The organism is Microcoleus sp. AT3-D2 (assembly GCF_036705715.1).
Taxonomy (GTDB): domain Bacteria; phylum Cyanobacteriota; class Cyanobacteriia; order Cyanobacteriales; family Microcoleaceae; genus Microcoleus.
Genome location: NZ_JAUBVE010000059.1, coordinates 17,138 through 40,597 on the forward strand (window position 1 = coordinate 17,138; position 23,460 = coordinate 40,597).

The 23,460-nt window shown below is 46.7% G+C and carries 18 protein-coding genes; 11 read left to right on the plus strand and 7 right to left on the minus strand.

What is annotated here, in order from left to right; genetic code table 11:
* Positions 1 to 23 precede the first annotated feature (23 nt).
* Positions 24 to 926, minus strand: coding sequence for a PEP-CTERM sorting domain-containing protein (locus QUB44_RS21640; RefSeq protein WP_333370659.1), 903 nt, complete (start codon positions 924 to 926; stop codon positions 24 to 26).
* 813 nt (positions 927 to 1,739) lie between these two features.
* Positions 1,740 to 1,955, minus strand: coding sequence for a hypothetical protein (locus QUB44_RS21645; protein WP_333159210.1), 216 nt, complete (start codon positions 1,953 to 1,955; stop codon positions 1,740 to 1,742).
* A 613-nt stretch (positions 1,956 to 2,568) separates the two neighbouring features.
* Here QUB44_RS21645 and QUB44_RS21650 point away from each other — a divergent pair.
* The 8 genes from QUB44_RS21650 (at position 2,569) to QUB44_RS21690 (ending at position 14,870) form a co-directional block, all read left to right on the plus strand.
* Positions 2,569 to 4,452 (plus strand): ferredoxin--nitrite reductase, encoded by a 1,884-nt coding sequence (locus QUB44_RS21650; RefSeq protein WP_445299917.1) that lies wholly within the window; start codon positions 2,569 to 2,571, stop codon positions 4,450 to 4,452.
* Between the two features lie 91 nt (positions 4,453 to 4,543).
* Entirely contained in the window at positions 4,544 to 5,866 is a 1,323-nt protein-coding gene (locus QUB44_RS21660) for a CmpA/NrtA family ABC transporter substrate-binding protein (RefSeq protein WP_333370661.1), read from the plus strand.
* A gap of 173 nt (positions 5,867 to 6,039) precedes the next feature.
* Positions 6,040 to 6,909 carry a nitrate ABC transporter permease gene (gene ntrB, locus QUB44_RS21665; protein ID WP_333370663.1) on the plus strand — a complete coding sequence of 290 codons (870 nt, stop codon included), beginning with the start codon at positions 6,040 to 6,042 and terminating at the stop codon, positions 6,907 to 6,909.
* 167 nt (positions 6,910 to 7,076) lie between these two features.
* Complete coding sequence (locus tag QUB44_RS21670; RefSeq protein WP_333370665.1) at positions 7,077 to 9,101, plus strand: nitrate ABC transporter ATP-binding protein; 2,025 nt, start codon at positions 7,077 to 7,079, stop codon at positions 9,099 to 9,101.
* Between the two features lie 104 nt (positions 9,102 to 9,205).
* Positions 9,206 to 10,804, plus strand: a complete 1,599-nt coding sequence (locus tag QUB44_RS21675) for a nitrate ABC transporter ATP-binding protein (protein WP_333370667.1) — start codon at positions 9,206 to 9,208, stop codon at positions 10,802 to 10,804.
* 374 nt (positions 10,805 to 11,178) lie between these two features.
* Positions 11,179 to 13,350, plus strand: coding sequence for a nitrate reductase (locus QUB44_RS21680; RefSeq protein WP_333370668.1), 2,172 nt, complete (start codon positions 11,179 to 11,181; stop codon positions 13,348 to 13,350).
* A 384-nt stretch (positions 13,351 to 13,734) separates the two neighbouring features.
* Positions 13,735 to 14,049, plus strand: a complete 315-nt coding sequence (locus QUB44_RS21685) for an RNA-binding protein (protein WP_333143949.1) — start codon at positions 13,735 to 13,737, stop codon at positions 14,047 to 14,049.
* Positions 14,050 to 14,411: 362 nt separating this feature from the next.
* On the plus strand, positions 14,412 to 14,870 hold the full coding sequence (locus QUB44_RS21690; RefSeq protein WP_333370670.1) for a phosphate-starvation-inducible PsiE family protein: 459 nt from the start codon (positions 14,412 to 14,414) through the stop codon (positions 14,868 to 14,870).
* A 69-nt stretch (positions 14,871 to 14,939) separates the two neighbouring features.
* On the opposite strand, the gene rimM is transcribed toward QUB44_RS21690, so the two are convergent.
* The 3 genes from rimM to QUB44_RS21705 form a co-directional block, all read right to left on the minus strand.
* Positions 14,940 to 15,581 (minus strand): ribosome maturation factor RimM, encoded by a 642-nt coding sequence (rimM, locus tag QUB44_RS21695; protein WP_333370697.1) that lies wholly within the window; start codon positions 15,579 to 15,581, stop codon positions 14,940 to 14,942.
* A 186-nt stretch (positions 15,582 to 15,767) separates the two neighbouring features.
* Entirely contained in the window at positions 15,768 to 16,400 is a 633-nt protein-coding gene (locus QUB44_RS21700) for a response regulator (protein ID WP_015179099.1), read from the minus strand.
* A 103-nt stretch (positions 16,401 to 16,503) separates the two neighbouring features.
* Entirely contained in the window at positions 16,504 to 17,778 is a 1,275-nt protein-coding gene (locus QUB44_RS21705) for a molybdenum cofactor synthesis domain-containing protein (RefSeq protein ID WP_333370673.1), read from the minus strand.
* A gap of 168 nt (positions 17,779 to 17,946) precedes the next feature.
* Between QUB44_RS21705 and QUB44_RS21710 the strand changes: the two genes are divergently transcribed.
* From QUB44_RS21710 to cobO, 3 genes are all read left to right on the plus strand, one after another.
* Positions 17,947 to 18,519 (plus strand): hypothetical protein, encoded by a 573-nt coding sequence (locus QUB44_RS21710; protein ID WP_333370675.1) that lies wholly within the window; start codon positions 17,947 to 17,949, stop codon positions 18,517 to 18,519.
* A 159-nt stretch (positions 18,520 to 18,678) separates the two neighbouring features.
* Positions 18,679 to 19,257, plus strand: a complete 579-nt coding sequence (locus QUB44_RS21715; RefSeq protein ID WP_333370677.1) for a Uma2 family endonuclease — start codon at positions 18,679 to 18,681, stop codon at positions 19,255 to 19,257.
* A gap of 58 nt (positions 19,258 to 19,315) precedes the next feature.
* Complete coding sequence (cobO, locus tag QUB44_RS21720; protein ID WP_333370679.1) at positions 19,316 to 19,951, plus strand: cob(I)yrinic acid a,c-diamide adenosyltransferase; 636 nt, start codon at positions 19,316 to 19,318, stop codon at positions 19,949 to 19,951.
* A 49-nt stretch (positions 19,952 to 20,000) separates the two neighbouring features.
* Here the strand turns inward: cobO and QUB44_RS21725 are convergent, their stop codons facing one another.
* Both QUB44_RS21725 and QUB44_RS21730 read right to left on the minus strand, forming a co-directional pair.
* A complete protein-coding gene (locus QUB44_RS21725) occupies positions 20,001 to 22,667 on the minus strand; it encodes a CHASE4 domain-containing protein (RefSeq protein WP_333370681.1) in 2,667 nt (888 codons plus the stop codon).
* A 202-nt stretch (positions 22,668 to 22,869) separates the two neighbouring features.
* Positions 22,870 to 23,367 carry a hypothetical protein gene (locus tag QUB44_RS21730; protein WP_333370683.1) on the minus strand — a complete coding sequence of 166 codons (498 nt, stop codon included), beginning with the start codon at positions 23,365 to 23,367 and terminating at the stop codon, positions 22,870 to 22,872.
* Between the last annotated feature and the right edge of the window lie 93 nt (positions 23,368 to 23,460).

Genomic DNA, 23,460 nt, shown 5'->3' on the forward strand with positions numbered 1-23,460 from the left:
CGGGGATCGATCTAAAATCCATTTTAGCTAATCTTGCGCTGAATTTTGCGTTTTGCTGCGCCAATACCTAGAATCCCAAATCCGGCTAAAGTACCGAAGATAGTAGCAGGTTCTGGTACTGGTTCAGCAGAGCCTTGTTCAAAAGAGCCTTTAATGGCGATCGCATCGTTAGCGCACTCGGCAAAAAAGTTAGCAATATAGTTCCCCGAAGGCATTGAGGATTTATTGAAACTGAATCCGATTGTTTGAGAACCTACGGCATTAAACTGAGCAAAATCAAGACCGAGGGCGCTCAAAGTTGCTGGCGTTAAAAAATTAATTTCTCCTACTTTTGTACCCGTAGCTATTGAGTTGAGAATAGGCGAGTTTCCTGTTAGTTCAAAATAGGGGTCTGTGGCAGCTAAATCGCCCATTGATGGGGTTCCGCCTTGAGATGCAACTACCGTATTGTATAGGTTTAAATTGCTAAAGCCAGAGTTAGTTTGGGTGACGTTTTTCGCTGTAACATTTCTGTAAACGCCTGTTGTCGCCACGCCGGAGTCATTTTCGGTGGCAAAGCGGATACCAAACAAGCTGCCGTTTGCGTTAGCTGTATTGAAATTTTGACCGGAAAAATTGAAGAATAAATCGCCGTAGTTGATGTTGCCTCTGTCAGCTAGTGGGTCGGCATATCCTGCTAAACTTAGATTGGAGTTGATGGCGAGGAAAGCTGTATCTGATGTTTGTTTGATGGCGATGCCGTAAAATTCAAATTCCCCGCCGCCGATTTGGGGCCCTGTCACGCCGTCGTTGAAGGAATCGATCGCATAATTCCAGCCGTTAGATAGCGTTGCTGCTGTAGCTTTTTGTTGCTGTAGTGTGAAAAGGACACAGAAAATAGCCACTGAGTAAGTCCAGTGGATGCTGTTTTTAGCAATGGATTTCATAAAATGCTCCCTGGGAATCATTGTTAAATTGTCAAGTCTGCTCGCTCGACTGTTTTTAATTTTCAGTCAATCATATATTTCGGCTGAAAATATTAAAATATTGCTATAAATTTGGTCGGGCGATCGCATTATATCAACTATATTGGTTAAAAAACTAACCAATCGCAGTAACTAAATACAGGATTTATGCAGGCACAGTATAAAGTATGGCTGTATACGTCTTGTATAGGTGCAAATAAACTGACTACCGGGTTTAGGCGGTTGAGTCCAGCCATAAACTGTCTGCGAGCCAATGTCCAGGCTTGACGGGCCCTTACAAGATATTATTTTCCGGCCGATCGACTTAATTGATTTTTTATCAATTACCAATTAATTTTGAAAAAAGGGGCCGTGATGTTGTATATGCCGATGCCGGATTCTGTTAATATTCTGATTATTTGAGTAATAATTTTCATAAATTGTCTTTCATCCCCAGCCCTGTTCAATAACTATAATTACGTTGGTTGGGATGACTTCCTTCCTCAAACTCCTCAAATGCCGATCGCGCACAACAATTTTACTATCAGCGTTCAACCCAACAGGCTCTCAATTGGGCCTCAAAACTGTAAATCACCACTTTTTCTGTAAGTGCCGCCCAAAGCGAGAATTGGAGAATCAAAAAAAATCATACGGCAAGAGCGATCGCACGTTTTTAGAACACCGAAGAAACTTCCGGTTCTACATCCGCTGCAGGCATCGTGGGTCCCTTCTAACTCGGCCGATGGTTTCTGCACTCTTATGCGCTGCATAAATCAATCAAATTTTTAAATGCTGTTAATATATCGCCGACAGTTCGTTGACTATCTTGACTCTTCCCTTGATCACAGAACGCAGCAGGCGGTTGATCGAATGTCTGTATTCATCGTCGAGAGAGTCGTCCAAAACAGCGGCCATCAAGCCGTAGCGATCGGCTAAAGTCAAACAACCCGTATCCGTAACAGAGGCAAGCATTTCGGAAATAGCGCCGGGGATAAGTTGAACTAAAAGCATGAGACGTTCCCTGAATTCGATACTTAATATCATCTCTCGTTCTCCGAAAATTAATAGTGACGCTGGCATATCACACAATGTGATGTTTTGAGGCAAACTGTGTGACAGCGACCGTTCTAATGTTGTGACGATCTCGTTTTAAGTGTGCGATCGCACTCACAACATTAATCTTAGATATTCCAATTTCCCCCTCTTCCGTCCTAAATCTAAAGATTTAGAGAGATTTTTCGGTTTTGGGGGTGTCTTTACCCATTACCCATGTATAAAACGCATGAGCTCTATGCGAAATATTCATAAAACTCAATATTTTGTAAAAATAGCTACGAATATTTACAATCGTGGGCTTTACATTAGCTCATAACAAAGGTGCATCGAAACAGAGCGATCGACCGAATCATCGGTAGCAACTATAACCATAAATAGTTTGGCGACGTTCGAGCCAGCGCCCTGTCAAGCTCAAATGTACAGAATACCAACCATGCTTAAAAGAAATTCGATCTAGTAACTAAATATACAGTTTTAAATCCATACACTCACTAAGGTTAGCAGGAAACACACACTTTATGCTCCAAGTCAATACCTCCCCACACAAGCCAGCAGCGAGGGTAAACCGATGACCCAAACAGTAGAACCCAAAGCCCAAGCGAGCCTGAACAAGTTTGAAAAACTCAAAGCCGAAAAAGATGGCTTAGCATTAACAGCCGAACTCGACCACTTCGCCGAGATCGGCTGGGAAGCAATGGACGAAATCGATCGCGAGCACCGCCTCAAATGGCTCGGCATCTTCTTTCGGCCAGTAACCCCCGGCAAATTCATGATGCGGCTGCGCTTGCCCAACGGCATCATTACTAGCAATCAAACCAGAACGCTAGCAGAAATCGTCCAGCGCTACGGCGACGACGGCAGCGCCGACATCACCACCAGACAAAACCTGCAATTGCGCGGAATTCGCATCGAAGACGTACCCGACATCTTCCGCCGCCTCAAAGAAGCGGGCATGACCAGCATCCAGTCTGGCATGGACAACGTGCGTAACATCACGGGTTCCCCAGTCGCTGGCCTGGACGCCGACGAACTGATTGATACGCGGGAACTGGCGAACGAAGTCCAAGACATGATTACGAATAGCGGCGAAGGCAACCCCGCGTTTTCCAATTTGCCGAGAAAGTTTAATATTGCGATCGCAGGCTGCCGCGACAACTCAGTCCACGCAGAAATCAACGACATCGCCTTCGTACCCGCTTACAAAGACGGCAACATCGGCTTTAACGTTTTAGTCGGCGGTTTCTTCTCCGCCAAACGCTGCGAAGCTGCAATTCCTCTCAACGCATGGGCAAGTCCCAGCGACGTTGTAGATTTGTGCAAAGCAATTTTAACTGTGTTTCGCGATCAAGGCCCGAGAGCAAACCGCCAAAAATCGCGGCTGATGTGGCTGATTGACGAACTAGGAATCGAACAATTCCGAGCCGCAGTCGAACAAGAATTAGGGCGCACTTTGCCCGCCGCCGCGCCCAAAGATGAAATCACCTCGGACAAACGCGACCACATCGGCATCTACCCCCAAAAACAATCAGGGCTCAACTATGTAGGGCTGCACGTTCCAGTCGGACGGCTGCAGGCATCGGATTTGTTCGATTTGGCCAGAATCGCCGAGGTTTACGGCAGCGGCGAGCTCAGGCTCACTGTGGAAGAAAATGTCATTATTCCCAACGTTCCCGACTCGCGGATTGAATCGCTGGTAAAAGAACCGCTGTTGCAGCGTTTTTCCATCAACCCCGCACCCCTGATGCGAGCATTGGTTTCCTGCACCGGCTCGAAGTTTTGCAACTTCGCCCTCATCGAAACCAAAAGCCGCGCCGTGGCAATGATTGAGGAACTCGAAGCCGAACTCTCAGTTCCCAAACCGATCAGAATTCACTGGACGGGTTGCCCCAATTCCTGCGCTCAACCCCAAGTAGCAGACATCGGTTTGATGGGAACAAAAGTTCGCAAGAACGGCAAAACCCTCGAAGGTGTAGACATTTACATGGGAGGCACAGTGGGCAAAGACGCTCATTTGGGTACTTGTGTCCAAAAAGGCATCCCTTGCGAAGACCTCAAACCAGTGCTGCGCCAACTTTTAGTCGATAACTTCGGGGCCCTTCCCAATCAATCTCAAGAAAATGTAGCTTCCCTCAACCGGCAACTGCAATTGACGGTTGAGGAGGGCGAAACGGCAGTCCCGGCAGCCAAACCTCAGACATCTACTGTCATTTTCGCTCGATCGGGCAAAGAAGTTGCTTGCAGCGAAGATGAGTTCATTCTCGATGTTGCCGAACGGGCCGGAGTCGAACTTGACAGCAATTGCCGGTCGGGAAGCTGTGGCACTTGCCAGCAAAAACTCCTAGAAGGCCAAACAGTCTACGACAGCCAACCCGACGCGGCTGCAGATTTAGAACCAGGGTTCATTTTAACTTGCAGCGCGCGGGCGATCGGCAAAGTGTCGATCGACGCCTAATCTCATAATGTGAGATGCGATGCCAAGGTCGCGAATCCATCTCACATCTCACATTTCCACGATCTCAAAGTACAACAACAATTCAAGACAAATGAGCAACCTTTCCAGAAGAAAATTCATCATCACCGCTGGAGCAACAGCAGCCGGCACCCTCCTAGCCCACGGTTGCAGTTCCGGCCCCACCACATCTAACGCCACTCCCGGTGGCGCATCACCCACCGCCGCCCCAGCAGTCAACATCAACCCCGCCGACGCCCCAGAAGTTACCGCAGCCAAACTCGGATTCATCGCCCTCACCGACGCAGCACCCTTAATCATCGCCCTAGAAAAAGGGTTATTTGCCAAGTACGGCATGAAAGACGTAGTTGTTGAGAAACAAGCATCTTGGCCAGTTACTCGCGACAACTTAGAACTCGGTTCCTCCGGCGGCGGCATTGATGGAGCCCACATTTTATCCCCGATGCCTTACCAAATGGCATTAGGCACAATTAACAAAGGCAATCAGCCAGTGCCCATGTACATTGTCGCCCGGTTAAATACTAACGGTCAAGGTATTTCCCTCAGCAAAAAATACCTAGATTTAAAAATAGGTACAGACTCCAAACCTTTGAAAGCAGCTCTCGGCAGTGAGAAAGTGCCTATGGCTATGACTTTTCCCGGAGGCACCCACGATTTGTGGATACGGTATTGGCTAGCAGCCGGCGGTATTAATCCAGATACAGATGTTTCCGTGATTCCCGTACCGCCGGCCCAGATGGTAGCGAACATGAAATCTGGCAGCATGGAAGCCTTTTGCGTCGGCGAACCTTGGAACGCCCAGCTAATTTCTCAAAAGGTAGGATACAGCGCCTTAATCACCGGAGAACTTTGGAAAAACCATCCAGAAAAAGCATTAACTTTAAGAGGAGATTGGGTTGACAAAAACCCCAAAGCTACTAAAGCCATTACAATGGCCGTACTGGAAGCCCAGCAGTGGTGCGACAAGCCAGAAAATCACGATGAGATGTGCCAAATCATCTCTCAAGATAGGTGGTTAAAAGTTCCATTCGCAGATATTATCAATCGCTCTAAAGGTCAAATTGATTACGGTACCGGTCGCGTTGAAGCTGCCAGCCCCCTAGCGATGAAATTCTGGGCTGACAATACTTCTTATCCCTACAAGAGTCACGATGCTTGGTTCATCGCTGAAAATATTCGCTGGGGTTATATCCCGGCAACTACCGACATCAAAGCAACGGTTGATAAAGTTAACCGCGAAGATATTTGGAAAGCAGCAGCGACAACACTTGGCGTTCCCGCTGCCGAAATTCCTGCTACGACTTCTCGCGGTATCGAAACATTCTTTGATGGTGTGAAGTTTGACCCAGAAAAACCAGAAGAATATCTGCAGGCTCTGGCAATCAAAAAAGCATAATTAGTTTGTTGAGTGTTGACAGTTGACAGTTGAGTGTTGACTGTTGACAAACTCCTAAAAGTGATGGTGTTGGGCGGAGTGAAACAGAGGGTTCGTTCCACGGACAAAATTTGTTGAACTCGGTTCAAAGTATCTACAAATAATCGATTATTCACAATACTGCAAGAACAAAAATGGCAACAAATCTCGCTGTTTCTAAAAGCAAAAATCCAGTAATGTTCGTTCTGGATCAGGTTCAAAAAAACCGCCGAAAAATAATCCGCCCGCTGGTGGCTATCGCAGTTCTGCTCGTAATCTGGCAAATCCTCTGCAACAGTCCAGAGTCCAGCTTACCCGGCCCGATTAAAGTTGTCCAAGAAACCTGGACTTTGATTATCGATCCCTTCTTCGATAACGGCGGCATCGACAAAGGTTTATTTTGGCAACTTGCGGCTAGCTTGCAGCGGGTGGCGATCGGCTTTACTATGGCAGCAGTTCTCGGCATCAGTTTGGGAATATTGATCGGGACAAACACTTTAATGTACGATGCTTTAGACCCGCTGTTTCAAGTATTCAGAACTATCCCGCCCCTAGCTTGGCTGCCGATCGCCCTGGCTGTATTTCAACAGTTCAATCCCTTTGAAAGCATGGGGCTAAAAACCAACGAAGTGGCAGCACTTTTCGTAATCTTAGCTACAGCAATTTGGCCGATTATTATTAACACCACAGTAGGCGTTCAACAAATACCCCAAGACTACAGAAACGTCGCCCGCGTCTTGCGCCTCCCCAACCAAAAATACTTCTGGAAAATCCTGCTCCCCTCTTCAGTTCCTTACATCTTCACAGGCTTGAGAATTGGTATCGGTTTGTCTTGGCTGGCGATCGTAGCTGCGGAAATGTTAGTCGGCGGCGTCGGCATCGGTTTCTTCATCTGGGACGCTTACAACAGTTCTAGACTCAGCTCTGTGATTCTGGCAGTGCTTTATGTAGGGATTGTCGGCTTGCTTCTAGACAGATTAGTTGGTTTCATCGCTTCCAAAGTTGTTCCTGAAGAACAGAAATAGAATTTGGGCATAGGGCATAGGGCATAGGGCATAGCGAATGGGGAATGGGGAATGGTTGCCAACTACAAACTGCTAGAAATTAGTTGTAAATTCATGCCCAATGCCCAATGCCCCATGCCCAATTAATAATCAGCATCATACAAATTACAAACTAACCTAAAATAGCCATGTCAGTATTTGTTGAAGTAGACCACGTTGACCGCGTATTTAACTTGCCCAATGGAGAGCAATACATCGCTCTTAAAAATATAGAACTGAAAATTAAAAAGGGAGAATTCATCACCTTAATTGGGCACTCGGGCTGCGGCAAATCTACGCTGTTAAATATCATCGCCGGCCTCGACAAAGCAAGTCAGGGCGGGATTACTTTAGAAGGACGCGAAGTCCGCGATCCAGGCCCCGACAGAATGGTGGTGTTTCAAAATTACTCGCTGCTACCTTGGCTGACGGTGCGCGAAAATATTGCCCTAGCAGTAAATGAAATTTACAGCGGTAACTCGAAAGAAGATCGCGAGTTGGTGATCGAACACCACATTAAATTGGTCGGACTCGGACACGCCGCCGACAAACGCCCCAGCGAAATTTCTGGGGGGATGAAACAAAGAGTTGCGATCGCCCGCGCCCTGGCGATTCGCCCGAAATTGCTGCTGCTAGACGAACCCTTCGGCGCCCTCGATGCCTTAACTCGCGGCGGTTTGCAAGACCAGTTGATGAAAATTTGCGAAGAAAGCAAAGTCACCAGCGTGATGGTAACTCACGACGTGGACGAAGCTTTATTACTGAGCGATCGCATTGTGATGCTCACCAACGGCCCGGAAGCCCAAATCGGGCAAATCCTCGAAGTGAACATTCCCCGCCCCCGCAAGCGCATGGAAGTTGTCAACCATCCGAGTTACTACGCGCTGCGTAACGAAATGGTTTACTTCCTCAACCAGCAAAAGCGCGTCAAACAGCGCAGGGCCAAACAACAACCCGCTGTCATCGCCCGCAACGGCCTGGAAAAAATCAACCTCGACATCGGCTTTATTCCCCTCACCGACTGCGCGCCCTTAGTAGTAGCTAAAGAAAAAGGATTCTTCCAAGCCCACGGCTTGGAAGAAGTTACTCTCAGCCGCGAACCTAGCTGGAAAACGATCGCCCAAGGAGTCGCCGAAGGACGGCTGGACGCGGCGCAAATGGTCGCAGGAATGCCGATCGCCATGCTGTTGGGCATGGACGGTCAAGCCCCTGTGCCCGTCTGTAGCGCCATGACGCTCTCTCGCAACGGCAATTCGATTGTTTTCAACAAAGACCTTTACAAACAAGGCATTCGGACATTAGAGGATTTCAAAGCTGCGATCGCCAAGAGTCCCGATAAAGTTCACACCTTGGGCATGGTACACTCCGCCTCCATGCACAATCTGCTGTTCCGTTACTGGCTGGCTGCTGGCGGCATCGACCCCGACCTCGACGTGGGCTTGACCGTGATTCCGCCCCCGCAGATGGTATCGAATTTAAAAGCAGGCAACATTGACGGCTACTGCTCAGGCGACCCCTGGAACTCCCACGCAGTCAACAGCGGTACGGGTTTTGTCATGGCCCGTTCCCTCGATATTCTGCCCGGACACATCGAAAAAGTTCTCGGTGTTACCGAAGATTGGGCTCAGAAATATCCTCAAACCCACCTCGCCCTCGTCAAAGCGCTTTTGGAAGCCTGCGACTACTGCGACGACCGCCGCAACCGCGAAGAAGTCCTAGGTTTGATTAGCCAAGAACAATACATCGGCGCCGATCCGAAAGACATCCGTCCAGGGTTCATCGATCCGTACAACTCCGGTACGGAGGCAGAACCCGAAATGCTCTACAACTTCAACCAGTTCTATGTTGACAAAACCAATTTTCCAGACCGCCTAGAAATGGTGTGGGTGATGGCGCAGATGGCTCGCTGGGGACTGATCCCGTTCCCGAAAAACTGGGTGGAAGTGGTCGATCGAGTTTTGCGGCCCGATGTTTTCGGTCAAGCAGTGCGCGAATTGGGTTTGCCGGATATCGCCAGAGATCGCCGGACGATCGAGCTATTTGACGGCACTGTGTTTAATCTCGACGACCCGATCCACTATCTTCAAAATGTCAAAATCAAGCGTGGCGTCCGCATTGAAGAAATCTTAATTGAACAAATAGGCAGTCAGTGTTCCATCAAGCTGCTAGCATAGCCAGCAAATAGGAAGAGGGAATCAGGAGTAAGAAATCAGGAAACAAGACTCCACATTTCCCCCTTCCTAAATCCGTAATTTCAAATTATCAATCGAAAGCTGTCATGTCTAATTCTTCCACCCAAAATCCAAATCCTGAAAATATGCAAACTCTCAAAACCCCCCAAACAACCCAAATTCAAACGCAGAAGCCAGACTTTCTTACTATTAAAGACGTATCGAAAGTCTACGAAACTCCTAAAGGCCCTTACGTCGTTCTCGACGGTGTAAACCTGACTATTAATGAAGGCGAATTTATTTGTTTGATCGGTCACTCTGGCTGCGGCAAATCAACTTTGCTGAATATGATTGCGGGATTCAACGGGCCCACAAACGGAGAAGTAGCCCTGGAAGGTTCGCAGATTACTGAACCAGGACCCGATCGCATGGTGGTATTTCAAAACTACTCGCTGCTACCGTGGCTGACTGCTACTGAAAACATTCACCTCGGCGTTGAAAATGTTTACCCGGAAAAGTCCGCAGACGAACACAATACGATCGTCAAGGAACACTTGGAATTAGTGGGACTGACCGAAGCTTGTAACAAAAGACCGGGCCAATTGTCCGGGGGGATGAAACAGCGGGTGGCGATCGCCAGAGCTCTGGCAACTCGTCCTAAACTGTTGATTTTGGACGAACCTTTCGGAGCTCTAGACCCGATTACCCGCGAAGAGTTGCAGGAAGAATTGCTGAAAATTTGGCGGAAGGAAAAAATTACCGTCATTATGATTACTCACGATATTGATGAGGCTTTGTTTTTGGCCGATCGCATCGTGATGATGACCAACGGGCCTGCTGCTTCCATCGGCGAAGATATGCACGTTCCGTTCAGCCGTCCCCGCAACCGGGCGCGGATTATGGAAGACCCGAAATATTACGAACTTCGCAACTTTGCTTTGGAGTTTCTGTTTTCTCGCTACGCCCACCACGAAGAAGGTGAAGAAACGGACTCGGAGACAGAAGCCGTCGCGCTACCGATGCCATTACCTGCTAGCAAAAAGCCTGCGGTTGCTGACAGGCCTCTTGCACCTGCACCTTTTGTGCATCATACTGCGGAACCCCCAGAAGCCTCGTCGATCAAACGCGGCATCCTGGCAGTCTCGTGGTTCGTAGCAATGTTTACTTTAGCTGCCGTCAATATGTCTGTTGTTTCCAGCCAGCTAAAGCAAGCGAAACTAGCAGAAACTGCACCGCAGGCGCCGAATGCCGGGGCGGTTGTGAGTTCTCCCCCCAGCCCGCAAATCGCAGCAAGTTCGATCGCACCGAATCCTAGCCCTGCACCCATCGCTGCTGCAAGTCCTGCACCCATCGCTGCTGCTGCAAGTCCTGCGCCCATCGCTGCTGCTGCCACATCACAGATTTCTGACCAAGCCCAACTCGATGCGATCGGAAAGCAGTTGTATGCACAAATCGACCAAAAATGGAGAACAACTCCGACATTTACCGAAAGCTTGACTTATCGGGTCAAAGTAAAACAAAACGGCGATATCCTACAGTTCGATCCCACAAATAAAGCAGCTAAAGATTTCGTCAAAGAAACTCCTCTGCCGGTTTTGCAAACTCCTGCCGGTGCCGCAGCAGGCGCTGCTGAAAAAACTGCTGAATTCCAAGTAACTTTTAGCCCCAGCAACGGCGGCGTATTAGAAGTTAAAACAAAGAAATAGGCGACATAATACTCCCGGACTAAATCTCAGATTGGTATTAACAACCCGGTCAAAAGTAAGACCTGCGCGCTATTTGAGTCCTGCAAAAATTCTTCCTCGCTCCCCTAGGTGGGGGTGACAAGATTTAGGGCTGGAGTACCTCTGTTTAAGAGGGATTTAGGAGCCGCGATCCACTGAGTAAAAACCAGATGGCTCGCGAGTTTGAGTAAGATAGCGGTTTATTTTAAGTCAGGGTATTGTCCGTTGCTGTGAAGCATTTTTGCGGTAAGTTAGTAATGATTAAAACATTATTTGCAGGAGCCCTCAGTTCCGACTATAATGACGAATTACCAATTACCCATTAGCTTTCAAAAATTAGCATCTAAAATCACCAGATGGAAACTATAAAAACTCTTTGCCCATACTGCGGTGTAGGTTGCGGTCTAGAAGTTGTTCCCGACAAAAAACAAAGTTGGAAAGTGCGGGGCGATCGCAATCACCCATCAAGTCAGGGCATGGTTTGTATTAAGGGAGCAACCGTAGCAGAGTCCATTCGGAGCGATCGGCTACTGTATCCGATGATGCGAGATACTCTCGACCAACCGTTCCGCCGCGCTAGCTGGGACGAAGCTCTTGATGCAATTGTTAACCGAATCCAAACAATTCGCAGCACCAGCGGCCCCGATGCTTTGTGCGTTTACGGTTCGGGTCAATTCGCAACAGAAGATTATTATATTGCCCAGAAACTGATGAAAGGTTGTCTGGGTACTAATAATTTTGATGCGAATTCTCGCTTGTGTATGTCTTCAGCAGTCTCTGGATACGTTCAAAGCTTTGGCTCGGACGGGCCACCTTGCTGTTACGACGATTTAGAATTAACTGATTGCGCTTTTATTATCGGTAGCAATACAGCAGAATGCCATCCGATCGTATTCAATCGATTAGCAAAATACCACAAAAAAAATCCAAATGTCAAGATGATTGTGGTAGATCCAAGGCGGACTCCGACTGCGGAAGCGGCGGATTTGCACTTAGCAATTAAACCAGGTACGGATATAGATTTGCTTAACGGAATTGCATATTTGCTGTTACGCAGGCAAGCAATAGATTCTGAGTTTATTGAAGAATGCACGGCTAATTTTTCAGATTTTGCTGAGGTTATTAGCAGCTACACGCCGGAGTTTGTAGCCTCGCGCTGCGGCATTACTGTCAGCGAGTTAGAAATGGCGGCAAACTACTGGGAACAGTCGCAGCGCGTTTTGTCTCTGTGGTCGATGGGAATGAACCAGTCGTCGGAAGGTACGGCAAAGGTGCGATCGCTGATTAATTTGCACTTGATGACCGGTCAAATCGGCAAACCGGGATGCGGCCCGTTTTCCCTCACCGGCCAGCCAAACGCGATGGGAGGGCGGGAAGCCGGAGGACTGTCTCACTTGCTCCCAGGCTACCGATTTGTGAAAAATGCTGAACACAGAACCCAAGTCGAGGAGTTTTGGGGAATCGCACCGGGAAGTATTTCCCCGAATCCAGGCCGCACAGCTTGGGAGATGATTACCGGTTTGGAAACTGGCGAAGTCGAGTTGCTGTGGATTGCAGCGACTAATCCGGTGGTGAGTATGCCGGATTTGGAGCGCACTAAAGCCGCTTTGCTGCGATCGCCCTTTACTATTTATCAAGAAGCTTACTATCCCACTGAAACCTCCGCCTACGCTCACATCCTGCTGCCGGCAACGCAGTGGAGCGAAAAAACCGGAGTAATGACGAATTCCGAACGCCGCGTTACCTTTTGTCCCGGTTTCGACACTCCCTCCGGGGAAGCCCGTGACGACTGGAGAATTTTCGCCGAAGTGGGACGGCGGTTGGGTTTTGCTGAACACTTTGCTTTCGAGAACAGTGCGGAGGTTTTTAAAGAGTACGTGCAGTTGACGCGGGGCCAGCCTTGCGACATGACTGGCCTCAGCCACGAATACATCCGCCAAGAAGGGCCGCAGCAGTGGCCTTGCCGGGAAAACGAGCCTGTGCATCCAGCGAACGAAGCGAAACGGCTGTATACTGACAGGCGTTTTCACACTCCTGACGCACGGGCGAGATTTTCGGCCTATCACTCGCGGGGACTGGCAGAACCTCCCGATCCGAATTATCCGTTTGTGTTGACGACAGGGAGAGTTTACGGACACTGGCACACGATGACGCGGACGGGTAGAACAGAAAAAATTAATCAATTGCACCCCGATCCGTTTTTGGAAATTCATCCCCGCGATGCTGCCAAATTGCAGATTAAGGAGGGGGATTTGCTGGAAGTTCGATCGCGCCGTGGCAAGGCGCAGTTTCCGGCAAAAGTCACAAAGGCGATCGCTCCGGGTACGCTATTTGTACCCATGCACTGGGGTTCTCTGTGGGCCGAAGCGGCTGAAGCCAATGCCATGACTCATGCTGCAAGCTGTCCAGATTCCAAACAGCCTGAGTTAAAAGCTTGTGCGGTGCAGTTGGTGCTGGTTGGGGCAGAAACTGCCGCAGAAGTTGAGGAATTTAATTGGGCAAAATCCACCCTCGCCGTCACTTCTTGAGCAGCCTCTCTCGATCAAGCAATTTTGAGCCCGGACGCACCCTACACATAAATCTCAAATCCCAAATCTAAAACCTAAAACCTAAAATCGTTATGCCATTACGCAGCCTAAAAGCTGCGTTTCCCCGCCAGAGCTCGGAAACAAGGAAAATTAAATTTATTTATTCTGAGTTGTTGCTTCTTGATGGGGGGTTTTTCCTTCGGGAGAATGTCTTCTGGCGAATGCCTTCGGCCTTCTTTTTAATTAATTGAGTCAGACAATTGCAGTTTGCACCTATAGGTGCTATAATCGTTTTACAAGGCTTTATTTTCGGCAGTACAGTTCGTTCTATCGGCGTTCCTCCGGATTTAAATCTCTACACCCTCTGATTCTGGAGAATGTTCAATGTCAATCTATGTCGGCAATTTATCCTACGAAGTAACGCAGGAGCACCTCAACCAAACTTTTGGAGAGTACGGTACAGTAAAGCGCGTTCAGTTGCCTGCTGACCGGGAAACAGGTCGGATGCGGGGCTTCGCTTTTGTAGAAATGTCTACTGAAGCCGAAGAAGCCGCAGCCATTGAGGCTCTTGACGGTGCTGAGTGGATGGGTCGCGACCTCAAAGTCAACAAAGCAAAACCCCGTGAAGAACGTGGTTCCAATTCTGGTGGTGGTAACTGGGGTAACAACGATCGCGGTGGCAATTCTCGTCGCTACTAAACCACCCGAGCTAAATTTTTAGCTATCTTGTATATTGCGTCGGAGCAAGCTGGGAGTCAACAATCATTCTCTGTTGAGAATAGATAGTTAGTTCAGTGCTAGCACCGCGCCTTAAAAGCCTCAAAATATTGCTAGACAATAGTTTGAGGTTTTTTTATGGCAAAAATGTATTAAGCAGGAGTTCGAGCGCGTGCGATCGATTCCTAGCTGACACCCAAAACTAGATAAATATAAGAACCAGAGAGAGTCGCCTTCCCCAGTTCCCGGGTGGCGCCGTAAAACCAGGCAATCACAGGGTTTTGCGCTTGCAAAGTGTACCGAACAATGACACAATCATCAAGAATGATGACTAAATCACTGGTATGCTGAAAAAAATATTTAGGCAAATTGCGAAGTTAAGCAATGATGAAAATTTTCTGCATTTTACAGAAAGTGTAGAAGTAATAATATCGAAAGTTTTATCACTGGCGATGATTTTGGTAATTATCGTCAGCGTTGCCGATTTGGTGATTTTTTTAGCACAAGAATTGGCAAACCACAGTGATAATTTTTTAAAAGACACGTTGTTTGTGATATTTGGGTTATTTTTAAATGTTTTAATTGCTCTAGAAATCTTGGAAAATATTACAGCTTATCTGAAAAAGCACGTTATTCAAGTAGAGCTAGTTATTGTAACTTCTTTGATAGCAGTATCTAGAAAAATCATCATTCTTGACCTGGAAAAAAAAACCGCAGCCGACTTGATTGGTTTGGCGACTGCAATTTTCGCGCTTTCCATCAGTTACTTGATAGTGCGGTACACAAATAGAGGAAATGATTAATATTGGGAATTGGGGATTGGGAATTGTTAATAACTAATATCATGTCCGGTCGCTCGACCGGACATGATATTATTCCAACAAACCAGGAGGAGGCACAATTTCAATTCTGCCTTGTTCTAAGTCAACTACTGGCACAATCTCTTCCACAAAAGGAATCAATATTTTTGTAGATTTAGGCTCTTTAACGCGAATTTTCCGTGGTTTGCGGGTATTTCTGGGGTCAGCGTTGGCTTGGGGAGTTTCAGGCTGTTTTGGCTTTTCTAATTCTGCAGGGACAGTTTCCGGCGGCGTTAGATTCGTTTCTACTTCTAAAAGGTCGTTACCTGCGGGAATAATATCACTTACCTTGCCTAAGATTTCCCCAGTTAACTTGTTAAAAACTTCCATACCGATCAAATCTTGGACGTAAAACTCATCAGATTCGAGGTAAGGTCGATCGGTCTTTTCAACAAACAACTTACAGCCCCGCAGCGCCTCAGCACCATCGCGGTCTTCCACACCCTCTACCTCTACAGCATACAGCCCTTTGCCCGGAATGTAGCGACCGCCCAAAAACTCGATCGGTTCCGGTTCACTTTTGTTAGGGCGCAAAATCCACCGCTTCCCCGGTTCGATAAACCTTTCCGGGAAATCCGAATCGGGATAGACTCGCACTTCCCCGTCCAAACCTTGAGCTGCTACAATTTTACCGATTTCTATCCACTCAGACATAAACTTTTTGGGAATTGGGAATTGGGAATTGGGCATTGGGCATCGGGCATCGGGCATCGGGCATCGGGCATCGGGCATCGGGCATCGGGCATTGCTAATTGCGGATTGGAAATTGCGAATTAGTAACTGAAAAACGTTGAATTATTTTTCTTCCTTCTTCCCTCTTCCTTCTTCCTTCTTCCTTCTTTACACCAATCCAGTTCTCAGCGCTACAACTGCTGCTTGCACGCGGTCATCCACTGCCAACTTATTCATAATACCGCGAACGTGAGTTTTAATAGTATTTGGGCTCAAATAAAGCGCCGCTGCTATCTCCGGATTGCTGTTACCTTCCACCATTAATTTTAACACCTCCAATTCCCGCTGCGACAACTGGCCAAAAGTAGTTGTAGAGGCAGGTATCGGGGGTTTGAGGTGTTCGATGACAGTCCGGGCAATTTGAGGGTCAAGATATGTAGCGCCCTCTGCTGCGGCTGCAATCGCTGCTAACAGCCTGTCTACGGAAGCACCTTTAATACAATAAGCATCAGCACCGCTAGAAAGGGCAGCAATAATTTCAGTTTCTGCCGTGTGAGAAGTTAACATTACGACTCGAACTTCTGGCAGTTGTGCTTTAATTTGCTGCGTCGCTGCTATGCCGTCCAGCCGCGGCAAACCGATATCCATTACAATAATATCAGGTTTGAGTTTCAGTGCGGCTGCTACGCCTAAATAGCCGTCTTCTGCTTGTCCTACTATTTCTATCTCTGGGGAATCGGCTAAAACTTGCTCTAATCCCAGTTGCATCATCGGGTCATCTTCAACAATTAAAATTTTCATAATACGAAGGAAGAAGGAAGAATTACTTAGTTGTTAATATTTTACATGAACTTCTACCGATCCAATGACTAATGACTAATGACTAATGACTAATGACTAATGACTAATGACTAACTTTTAAAACCTCCACGAATTCGCCCGGTACAATCCAGGTGTCCGATGCGGGCAAAACTGCTAAACCACTCGTATTGGCGAGGTTAATTAAATTCGCTGAATTTTGGTGGCCGCTAGCAGGTTCAAATTCCCACACTCCCGCAACTAAATGTAGTTTACCCCAAACATAAGTTTCGCGCCGACCAGGCGATCGCAATTCAGCATTACACCTAGCTTTGAGAAACTCCGGGCCCCAAGCATCCGGGGCAAGCCCAGACATCTTTCTCAAAGCAGGCACAACAAACCGCCAACAGCAGACTAAAGCCGAAACCGGATTTCCCGGCAAACCAAAATAGAGACAATCCGAACTCAAACTCGGCGAATCATCATTTTTTTCACCTCGTTTAAACTCAGCAACCGTTAAAGGTTTCCCCGGCTTAATCGCCACAGAACTAATGTAAACTTTTCCTCCCAAATCCCCCAATATTTTCTCAATATAATCGTAGTCTCCTACCGAGACACCGCCCGTAGAAAGCACCACATCCGCCGTAGCAACAGCCCCGGATATCGCCTTATTTAAGGCATCTTCATTATCAGGAACAATCCCCAATCGAATCGGTTCAAATCCCATTTGTGCCAACAAAACTGTCAAAGCATACTGATTAGAGTCTACCAGTTTCCCCGGTGCCAAAGGTTCGTCAGGCGATACCAATTCGTCACCAGTCGAAAAAATTGCCACCCGCAGCCGCCGATAAACGGGAACTTGAATGCACTGTGCAGTTGCTAACACCGCCATTTCTGGGGCATTGATAACTGTACCGGGAGTTAGCAAAGTTGTTCCTGCTTGATAAAAAGCGCCTCCCGGCCTGACAAATGCTTGGGGTTTTTCAGGAGAAACTAAGATAAAAATACGATCGCCCTCACGCCTTGTTTCTTCCTGCATTACCACCGTATTAGCACCCTCTGGCATCATACCACCCGTAAAAATTCGCGCCGCTTGCCCCGATTGCACGGTATTTTGAGGCTGATATCCCGCTGGAATCTCCTCTACTACTTCGAGTACCGCGGGCTTTTCGGCGCTACAATTTTCAACATCAGCAAACCGCACCGCGTACCCATCCATTGCTGAATTATCCCAATAAGGAAAATCTAGAGAACCAGTGACGGGTGCCGCCAAAATGCGCCCCGATGCTGCCAGCAAGTCTACAGTTTCTACATCCCGCTGACTGTCGAGGGGTTGCGCCAAATTTAGAACAATCGATTCTGCTTCTTTCACTGACAGCATTACTGTCTCCTTGTTTTTATAACACTCATGATTAAGTTTAGCAAAATATCCAGAGATATTGGTGATATAATTTTTTTGTATTTGGGCAGTAAACCTAATTTTTGGTCTTAATTGCTTATGACTATTTCTCGCTTTGTTGTTCGACTCAATTGTTTATCCTTATTATTGATGACTATACTGATAATTTTTACTCAACTTTCAGGGTTAAAAGTCAGCGATTTATTCTTTCAGCCTTATTTTTCTCCCAATCCCAATGTCGCCTTGTTAACTCGAACTTTCCAAATTTTATGTTCTGTACCAGTCATTGTTTGTACTTTCACCTATGGATTAGCTAAAACTCTTCAACCGCGCCCTGTAGAAAATCGATTTATTTTATTTTCCGCTCTTTTAACAGGTGGATTTCTACTGAATCAAATTTACAGAATTCATATATATATGATAGCCATAGGAATTCCCAAGCTAGGAGTAAGTCTTTTGTACGCCGTTGTTTTGTCTTCCTACGGATGGTTTTTTCGGCGAGAACTACAGTTAACTCCCTACCAAATATTGTTAGCGGGTTTAGGCTTGTTGTTTTTTGCGATCGGCGTGGATTCCCTGCACTTAAAAAACAAAATGTTTTCCAGTTTACTAGAGGGAGTACCTAAATTGTTTAGCGAAATCAACATTGCGTTTTATTATTGGTATATCTGTAAGTGTTTCCTGCAAAAAGCTTTTTATAAAAATATTGATAACTCGTTATAATTGGATGATATAATGATATCAAAACTGCCTCCCAAAAAATAAAATTAAAATCCTGCTTCCCACATCAATAATATTTACAGCATCTGCATCGATCGGCATTGAGCTGCATTTATATACATAATCTGGCTTAAAAGTCCCAACGCATCCTGATAAAATACCATGATAGCAGTTACCATCAACTTCAACTCCATAGTTAAACTAACCGACGACCAATTTTATCAATTGTGCCGCGAAAACCCCGATGTCAAATTTGAACGCAACGCCAAAGGAGAAATAATCGTCATGCCACCCACAGGAGGAGAAACCGGAAATTACAATTTTGAAATAGCTACTGATTTTGGAATTTGGAACAGACAAACTCAACTGGGAATTTGTTTCGATTCTTCAACTTGCTTCAAACTGCCCAGCGGTGCAAATCGTTCTCCTGATGTCTCTTGGATCAAACAAGAAAGATGGGACGCACTCACTCCCGAACAAAAACAAAAATTTCCTCCCATTGCCCCGGATTTTGTTTTAGAGTTAATGTCGCCGACTGATAGTTTAAAAGATACCCAAGACAAAATGCAAGAATACATGAATAACCAAGTAAAATTAGGCTGGTTAATCAACCGCAAAACCCGGAGAGTCGAAATCTATCGCCAAGGACAAGAAAAAGAAGTTTTGGAATGTCCAACAGAACTTTCAGGAGAAGACATCTTGCCCGGTTTCGTGCTAAACTTGAAAACACTGTGGCAATAACTAGACATCTTTCATCTATCAGCGTTTATTTGCGTTCATCTGCGGTAAAAAAAATCTAATGGAAACCAATACAGAACCTACTGCAACCACTGGCTTAACAGCGGAACAACACAAACAGAAAATGCAGCGGCGCCAAGAAGTGCAATCACAGCGAATCGCTAACTCCTCAAAAGAAAAAGGTTTAATTATAGTCAATACGGGTAATGGTAAAGGCAAAACCACGGCTGCCTTGGGAATGGTTGTGCGATCGCTCGGTCACGGATACCGCGTCGCCATAGTACAATTTATCAAAGGAGCTTGGGAACCCGCAGAGAAAGCCGTTTTTCAACTCTGGGAAAAACAGCTAGAATTTCACGCAATGGGAGAAGGCTTTACCTGGGACACGCAAGACCGCGATCGAGATATTGAAACAGCTCAAAAAGCCTGGGAAAAATCCCTAACTTTTATCTGCAATCCCGAATTTAAATTAGTTCTTCTAGATGAAGTCAATATAGCATTAAAACTAGGTTATTTGCAAGTCGAGCAAGTGCTTTCCGGGTTAGAGCAAAAACCAGAAGAAACCCACATTATTTTAACAGGCAGAGGCGCCCCGCCAGCGCTAATTGAACGAGCAGACTTGGTGACAGAAATGACTTTAGTTAAGCATCCATTCCGAGAACAAGGCATTAAAGCTCAACCAGGTATTGAGTATTAATGTTGTTTGTCGTCAAGACTTTTTACCATATATAAAATTTAAAAGAGAGCTATGCTGGCAACATTAAAGTAAAAGTTGACCCCTTGCCAAACTCGCTACTCACAGTAATTTCTCCCCCCAGCATCTGAGAGTATTTCTGCGCTATTGCCAAACCCAAACCCGTACCTCCGTACTTTCGGGTAGTCGAAGCATCAGCTTGCGTAAAAGGTTGAAATAATTTTTGTAGTTGTTCAGGAGTTATCCCAATTCCCGTATCAGAACACTTAAAAATTAACTGTTCAGATTCCCAACTATTTTCGTCATTTTTAATTTTTTCAACGCGGAGTGTAACTGTTCCTTTATGAGTAAACTTAGCTGCATTACTGAGCAAATTAAACAAAATCTGAGTAAACTTAATTTGATCGGAATACAATTCGCCAATATTATTAGGACACTCTACATTCAGGCGATTAGTGTTTCGCAAAAATAGCGGTTCAACAGTTCTCGCTACATTTTGAACTGTCTCCGACACGTCAAAAGTTTCTAATTCAAGTTCCGCATGACCGGCTTCAATCTTCGACAAGTCGAGAATATCATTAATTAAGGAAAGTAAAAGCTGGCCTGAATGGTGAATTCTCTCCAAATCCGACACAAAATCTTCTTCGCCCAAATCTAAAGCCTCTTCTTGCAGAATCTCGCTGTAACCGATAATCGCATTCAGAGGAGTTCGCAGTTCGTGGCTCATGTTAGCCAAAAACTGACTTTTAGCCAAATTAGCTGCTTCTGCCGCTTCCTTTGCCTTGTAGAGTTCTACCTCGGCTTGCAAGCGGTCGGTCACATCGTGAGCGAGCACTAATTCAGCATTCCTGCTATCAAAGATCATGGCATAAGAAGTAATTTCTACATCAATAATTGTTCCGTTTTTTTTCTGGTGCTGCCACACACCGGCAAATTCAATACCGGCATCTACTTGGGTTATATTTTCTAGCAATTTCGGGAACTCTTGGGAGGGACGAATGTCCGCAACAGTCATGTTGAGAAATTCGTCGCGAGTGTAGCCGTAGTGTTGGACAGCAGCCTGATTGACGGCTATAAATTCCAGAGTTTCTAAATCGTAAACCCACATCGGATGGGGGTTATTTTTAAACAAAAGTCTGTAGCGTTCTTCCGAGGCACGCAGTTCAGCTTCGGCTTGTTTGCGCTCGGTAATGTCGCGAACAACAGTGCAAATAATCTCGCGGCCGCCGTAGGAAATCACGCTCCCGCTCACTTCTACATCTACGCAGGAACCGTCTCGGCGGCGGTAGAGAACTTCGCCAATTCTGAATTGTTTGTCCGTCAGCAGCAACTCGATATTGTTGTCAATTAGGTCTTTAGAGTAAGCGATGATATCGTAAATAGTCAGTTGCGAAATCGCATCAAGACTGTAATCGAGCAGGTCTCTAAACGCTGTATTGGCTTCCAAAAGGCGTTTGGTTTGAGCGTCCCACAGGAATATACAATCTGTAGCTTGCTCCACGACGGCTCGGTAGCGGGCTTTTTCCTCAAGTTGTTCGCTTTCGGCGATCGCGATCGCACTCAACATTCCGTTGATAGTATGGGCAAGGTCGGACAACTCGTCTTCGCCCGTCACCGGCAGTCGCACCGAGAGGTCTTGGCTGCTGCTGACGTGGTTCACTGCTTTCGCCAAACCGCTCAACCGAGACAGTACCAGACGCTCTAACAGTAGCAGAGTGCAGCCGATCAACCCAATTCCCGCTAACGCTACAGACCCCAGCAGGTACAGCAAACTAATTTGACCTTGCCGATATATTTCTCTGGGGATATCCACCCGTAATAGCAGCGCAGGTTGGTTGTAAATATCGCGGATCAAAGCGTAACCTGCGATCGACTCCTCGCTTAAAGGACGCACCAAAATCGGTTTTTTTTCCGACAGTTTCTCCCGCACTTGCTGAAAGTCTGCAGGCAACCGAACCTCATTTACGCTGTGTACGATTAGCGGGAAGCGAGTAATTTTAGAAACCTTGGCAATGCCTGCAGCATCCAAATTGCGCCCGAATATCAGCGTACCTCGGATCGGGCCGGTGTTTTTAGTCGTGACAATTGGCCGGGAAGTAATCAGTATTGGCCCTGACGGCAGCAGCAGGATACCAGCGCGGCTGCTGTTGGGGTTGGGGTGCTGCAACAGCGGGTCACTGAGAGAAATACGCTGTTTTAATGCTTCTGGAACAGGGGTTAGTTTCAGCTTTTCGCTGTCTAAACCCGTACCATAAACTATTTTGCCAGAAGTATTGACAAATACGGCTATATTAACTCTCAAATTAGCCAGCGCTTGTGGAACTAAATTGGAGACAATGAATTCGGAGTTGCCGTTTTGGATAAAATCGTAGGTGCCGTCCCAGGCGGACCAGTCGGCAAAGCGCGAGTTGAAGTCATCTGCGGTTTGCCCGAACACGCTGAGCACTCCCTTGACAACCTGTGTGGCTTCTTGTTCCTCTGCTTTGATCAGGCTGCCCAAGAGGATGCTTGAGGAGACGACATACAGAATGCCAGTCAATCCAGCGATGGTAATGCCAATGATCGATAGTGTTTTCCGACGCAGTTTCATCTTGCCATGTGTGTGGTGTCCGTCCGAAATTCTCAACTCAGGAGCAATTTTACTACTGTTTCCTGAACCCTGACCGAAAGCAATTTTGTCCGGGGGCGCCCGATGTATTAGTGGGGTTGCTTTCTTCAATTCTAAAATCTAAAATCTAAAATCTAAAATCTAAAATTGATAATTCTCAACTCAGGAGCAATTTTACTACTGTTTCCTGAATCCTGACCGAAAGCAATTTTGTCCGGGGGCGCCCGATGTATCAGTGGGGTTGCTTTCTTCAATTCTAAAATCTAAAATCTAAAATCTAAAATCGATTGACTGGTGGCGCAGCGTGTGTTTCCTACTTTTCCCACACCTGCTGTTTGTGAGATTCTTTGCAAGTACCCAAGATGCGCCGATCGTTCTCGCTGATGGTGGAAATTGGGTAATACTTTTGCAGGTTTACGGAGTAGGGAGAGCGACTGCCGTCGTAACTGTCCACTACTGTTAAATTTAACTGAGTTAGCTCGCTTGTGCCGTAAAAACAGTAAAAAGCAGACCGAGGCAGGTAAAAAGCGCCGACTACCTTACTCTGCCGCATTTCAAATACAAAATATTCTTGTTTAAGTTCCTCTGGCTGGCTCGACTGGCCGTAGAGATAAATGCCATCTGCTAAACCTGTGCTAGCTGTATCTGGCCGAGAATTTGGCGGAGATTGCGAGCTAAAAACGCCGGATTTGATGTCCGAGTCGTGTGATCGGCGTGCGGGGAATGCGATGCTCAAGTTACCGGGCGAGAGAGCAAGCACGATCGCGATCGCTTCTAAACTTCCTGTTAATATCAAATAAGTCAAAACCACTCCAGACCCCAAAATTTAAAATAGCTGGTTTCAAGCGCCTCTTGTACCAGTTTCACAAAGATTGTAGAGAAACCGGGTATTTGGCTTAATGTT